Genomic DNA, 4,779 nt, shown 5'->3' with positions numbered 1-4,779 from the left:
TTTGCAAAGGGGGGGGAAGCGTTTCGCGCTTCCACCACTTTGAAGTGCGCGATCGCATTCAGTAGTAAATTTGTATTCCATAACCCGCAACTTGGGTTACTACTTAATTACGCTTACCCCGCCCACTATAAGGTACATCCAACAAATCAACCGCCCGTTTCTTCGCCGCTTCCCCACGCCTATCGTACTTACTCGTAGTGCTTGGCGACGCATGACCCGCCAAATGGGATACAGTGACAATATCTGCCCCTGCATCTAATAAATTACCAATAAAAGTTCTTCTAAAATCGTGCGGCGTAAACCCCTCCACACCCGCACGTTCCCCACGCCGTTGCAAAGCCCGCAACACCCCTTGCTCGCTCATGCGTCTTGGTATAATTTTATGTCCCTTATCCAACGGATAAAACAACGGTCCCGCCTCTTTCCCCCTGATAACCAACCAATCTTGCACAGCCCGTACACTAGCTAATGGTAAGTATACAATTCGCTCAGAGCGCCCCTTGGCTTCACGTATAGTCAGCGATCGACTGCGCGGCTTAAAATCGGTCAAATCAAGGTGCGCGATTTCACTACGGCGCAACCCCACCGTCAAAACCCCCAGCAGCGCCGCATCCCTCGCCCCCAAATTTGAGTTATCCCGTATACAATCATCCCATAATGCAGTAATTTCTTCTGCATCGAGCGATCGCCCTTTCAGTAAACTCTTCCCCCGCACAGATTCAATATCAGCCGCTCGTCCATACTCATCCGTGGACATCAACCCCAACCGCCATGCCTCTTTTAGCGTTCGCCGCAACGCACATAACATCTTGTTCGCCATCGCCGGACTGTATTTTTCCATCAACACAGCACGTACCGCAGCCGTGTGTTGGTATCTTAGTTTCGACCAATCAATAGTTGTTGCATCGCAAGCATCGTTAGTGAGGAGTTTCGCTATATTATTGAGAGCTTCGCGCATCGTGCGTCGGGAACCTTCACCTAGCGATCGCAAGTAAACCTCAGCTGGGTGTAAAGTTAGCGGTACCGGTAAGGGATACGCCAGCGACTCAGGGTTGAAATTAAAATTGGCGATCTGCGCTTCGCAGCAGCGCTTCGCTATCGCGTGGTGGATGTTCACAGGCAGCAAGTTTTGAGGCTTTAAAACATATCGTCTGTTAAATCCAGCTTAATTCATAATAATTCGTTACAGGACTTTTTACGCCCACCCACACCCGTTTTCGGTTGCGAGAAGAACTTTTCTCTCCACCCATTTGGGGTGAAAGTCTCGTAGCGCAAGCGATAGTGATTGGCTTTTTGGGTAAGGTGAGTTGGGTGTTGGGGATGAGGGTGTTGAGGAAAAATAGTCTGTGTAAAAGTTAAATTGCGACGCTCTCAAATGTAATCGACGCGGAATTTATTCCTCCCCCAAGTAGTAAATTAACGTCTGCATCTGCTTGAAGCATCAATTATTTACCGTTTGAAATAATATAGAGAAATAGTTTCTACAATTTGTCATAATCCTCTGGCTCTACATCAGGGACTTTATTTAAAACTTGCTGAAATTTATCCCAACTACCGCGTTTTGCTTTTTCTTCGATATAATCTTTAGTCATCCATGCTGAAACTTGTGCAGATAAGGCGATGGCTACAAGTTGCTCAAGGGGTATATTTTCTTTGGCAGCTAAGGCTTTAATTTGTTTATATAAAGAATCGGGAATTTGCACGTTTAAGTTGCTCATGATATTTCTCCTACGTGTTGTAAGAAATATGCGGGTGTTACTACTCTAATGCCAAATTTTTCTGCGGCAAGTAAATCTTTTTGATTGTATGTGATGATAAAATCAGCTCTTGCTTCGACGGCTAAATCTATTATAAAATCGTCATCTGGGTCGCTTGCTGCTGGTCGCCATAGATAAAAAATGCTACGTTTGTTAGCGATGGCGATTAGGGCTTCTATAACATCATCAATGTCTGCATCGCTTAAGTTTATCTGTGCTTTTTGTCGTTTGAGGATTTCTTCGTACTCGAATACTAAAGCGGTAGAAATATTTAATTGCCAGCGGCTATCGTTAAGTATTGTTAATAGTTTGTAGGATGCGCCACGATTTGAGCGTAGACCAGCAAGTAGTACGTTGGTATCTAGTACAATTTGATACGGTTTTGTCATTTTTCTTGGGTTGCTGTTACGCAGTCAATAGTTGTCGCACTGCTGCATTCATTAGTTTTTCGCTGTCAGTTACAGTTTGTGTAAGTTTGGCTTCGAGTTCGTCGCAGAGAGACATTAGTTGGTTAACTTTGGTGACGATACGTTTTTGTTCTTCAAATGAAGCTATAGGAATTAAGGCTTTGAGCCTGTGATGCTTATATTGTGGTTGTTTTAGCCACTACCGTATGCCTGAACTTGTTAAATAAGATTCCTGTAATAATAGTTATATAGGTACTAAAAGCGCGTACAGTACCCAATTAATAGGTACTATACCTATTTCTTCCGCCAACGCGCATCCGGACCTCGCCCCAAACATTCCAGCCGTCCCTCAGTACGCTCTTGCCGTAAGATGCGGCGAATCAGGTCAATCCCCACAGTGGGACATCGTTCCTGTAAATCCTTAATAGAAAAATCTCCAGGCATATTGTTAAGAGCATCTAACACCATAGCTGTTTTAGCGCCCTTGACCGAGGTCACTAACCCGACTCGCTGCTCGAACTCCCGGTACGCCGACAGCACTACCACACCCAGAAAATACTCCCACCACGGCAACAAGCTATGCTGCTCTTGATACCAGTTTTGCGAGGACTGGTAAAGTGTATCGTAGTAGCTTTCCTTTGTGCGTTCTACAATCCGCTCCAAGCTAATAAACCGCCCAACCTCGTAACCGGCTTTGTATAGCAGCAGTAGCGTCAGCAGCCGAGCCATCCGTCCATTGCCGTCACTGAAAGGGTGAATGCACAGAAAATCCAGGACGTAAGTGGGGATGAGCAGTAATGGCTCGATTTCATCAGACTGCCAAAGGTTGTTGAACCGTTCGTGCAACTGTTGCATCGCAGATGGTGTCGCATAAGCTGGGACTGGCTGAAACCTAACAACCTTCGTGCCATCTGGGTGGGTTTCACTGATTTCGTTATCTACCGACTTCCAGCGCCCACCCTCACCGACAGTAAACTGATAAAGGTCACGGTGCAGCTGTAACACAACGCCTGGTGTAAAGGGGATGTGGGCATAGCTGGTGTGGATGGTGGTAAGTACATCTCGATAGCCAGCAATTTCTTGTTCGGAGCGATCGCGGGGCGTAGTTTTTTCAGCTACCAGTTCCTTAATGCGTTCCAGGGGAGCTGTGATGCCTTCTATGCGATTCGATGATTCGGTACTCTGAATAATCGCAGCTTGACGTAGTGTCTCCAATACCTGGGGTGCCTGCTCTTTGAATAGCTCCTGCTTGCCCTTGTATTCCCCAATCAGTCGGATGGTACGCAGTAGATTTTGAGTAATTGGCTGGCGTTCGATAAAGCCTGGTTCAAAGGATTTCATGACCATTATCGGTACACGTTTCACTTAGGGCTGCGAGTGTGGGAAAGCGCGCGCGAACGCTCTACCTAAACGCACCTGTCTCCCTGCTAGGTGCAGCATCACCTAGATAAATTTGCTTAGAGTTTTCAGGAATATAAATCCAGCCAAGGTCTTTTAAACGATGTTTCAAATTACGTTTTGTTACTCCAAGTTCATGTGCCATTGCATCAAGGTGAGACTCCTTAGTTAAGTCACGTCCCTTTCGTGTTTCTTCTAACTTATATCGAGGCATCAGCAAGCAACTGGCAAAATACTGAGCTTGCCACTCAATCTTTTCAAGCTGTCCGCTAACATTACGGCATAGGAACGGCTGTATATTTATCTCAATACCCTGCTCTAACCGTTCTATAAAAGAGCCAACCGCGTTGTGGTTAATGTGAAGTTCCCAGTGTCCAATCTCATGGGCTAATGTGGATTCTCCATATCCTCCATGCAGTCCAGGAACATCTTGATTGATTACAATTTCACGTTTTGTAGGCAGTATCAGAGCCGCTATTGACCCTTTTTCATCAGGTGGTATGCTTTCCCAAACAACACCTATATCCAAAAAATCAGCCACACGAGTAGCATCAAAAGGCCATCTTGGAGCGTATTTAGGGGTAGCTTGCATCCGACTGAGAAGGTCATTAGCCTGACGCTCAATTTTGCTTTTGGGAATGAAGCGATACTGCTTAAATATATTCAATTCGGCTTGTCCTGCTGATCTGATTGTGTAGCATCCCGAAGAAGTTTTTTAGCAAAATCAGGGTTTTCCTGCATTCTGCGTAGCAAAGCAGGTACTTGTTTGTTATAAGTCTTGAGAAGTTCACCAAAAACTTTCTCGTCATCGGTTGTGATTCGACCAGCCAGATACATTAGCTCCTCTTCGCGTTCGGTTAAATCAAGGGTTAGCACTAACAACTTAATGACCTCTTTACTGGGGGGATACGCGGCGTGGTCGTTCTCCAGTTTGGACAGGTAGGTGTAATCCACATCTACTAACTTCGCCAGTTCACGCTGACTGTATCCCTTGTCCCTACGGGCTTGACGAATAACTTTGCCAAAAGTCTGACTCACTGTTTTTTCCTACTTAGCTATAAATCATATCAGGGGTTGACTTTCTTAGTCAACATAAGTTAGCGTCTGAATAACGGGTTGACTACCTTAGTCAACAAACGAATTGGACACTGACTATGGGGTACATAAAAGTGAAAGCTCTTCGGGGGAAGTTTCCCCCGGAAGACTTTCACGTGAAG

Annotated in this window: 6 protein-coding genes; all 6 read right to left on the bottom strand. The window is 45.6% G+C overall.

The features are described 5' to 3' along the window. Window positions 1-103: 103 nt before the first annotated feature. Entirely contained in the window at window positions 104-1,111 is a 1,008-nt protein-coding gene (locus AABK37_RS40485) for a tyrosine-type recombinase/integrase (protein ID WP_432557023.1), read from the bottom strand. 370 nt (window positions 1,112-1,481) lie between these two features. Continuing rightward, entirely contained in the window at window positions 1,482-1,718 is a 237-nt protein-coding gene (locus tag AABK37_RS40480) for a hypothetical protein (protein ID WP_432557022.1), read from the bottom strand. Continuing rightward, window positions 1,715-2,146 carry a putative toxin-antitoxin system toxin component, PIN family gene (locus tag AABK37_RS40475; RefSeq protein ID WP_432557021.1) on the bottom strand — a complete coding sequence of 144 codons (432 nt, stop codon included), beginning with the start codon at window positions 2,144-2,146 and terminating at the stop codon, window positions 1,715-1,717. The genes AABK37_RS40480 and AABK37_RS40475 overlap by 4 nt, the downstream gene beginning before the upstream one ends. Window positions 2,147-2,458: 312 nt before the next feature. Then, window positions 2,459-3,505, bottom strand: coding sequence for a Fic family protein (locus tag AABK37_RS40470; RefSeq protein ID WP_432557020.1), 1,047 nt, complete (start codon window positions 3,503-3,505; stop codon window positions 2,459-2,461). Between the two features lie 61 nt (window positions 3,506-3,566). Beyond that, entirely contained in the window at window positions 3,567-4,229 is a 663-nt protein-coding gene (locus tag AABK37_RS40465) for an ImmA/IrrE family metallo-endopeptidase (RefSeq protein WP_432557019.1), read from the bottom strand. Beyond that, window positions 4,226-4,600 carry a helix-turn-helix domain-containing protein gene (locus AABK37_RS40460; protein WP_432557018.1) on the bottom strand — a complete coding sequence of 125 codons (375 nt, stop codon included), beginning with the start codon at window positions 4,598-4,600 and terminating at the stop codon, window positions 4,226-4,228. The genes AABK37_RS40465 and AABK37_RS40460 overlap by 4 nt, the downstream gene beginning before the upstream one ends. Window positions 4,601-4,779 lie beyond the last annotated feature (179 nt).

This window comes from Tolypothrix sp. VBCCA 56010 (assembly GCF_050875635.1).
Taxonomy (GTDB): Bacteria; Cyanobacteriota; Cyanobacteriia; order Cyanobacteriales; family Nostocaceae; genus Hassallia.
Note: the sequence above shows the minus strand (reverse complement) of the source record. Positions and strands in the feature narration are given on the sequence as shown.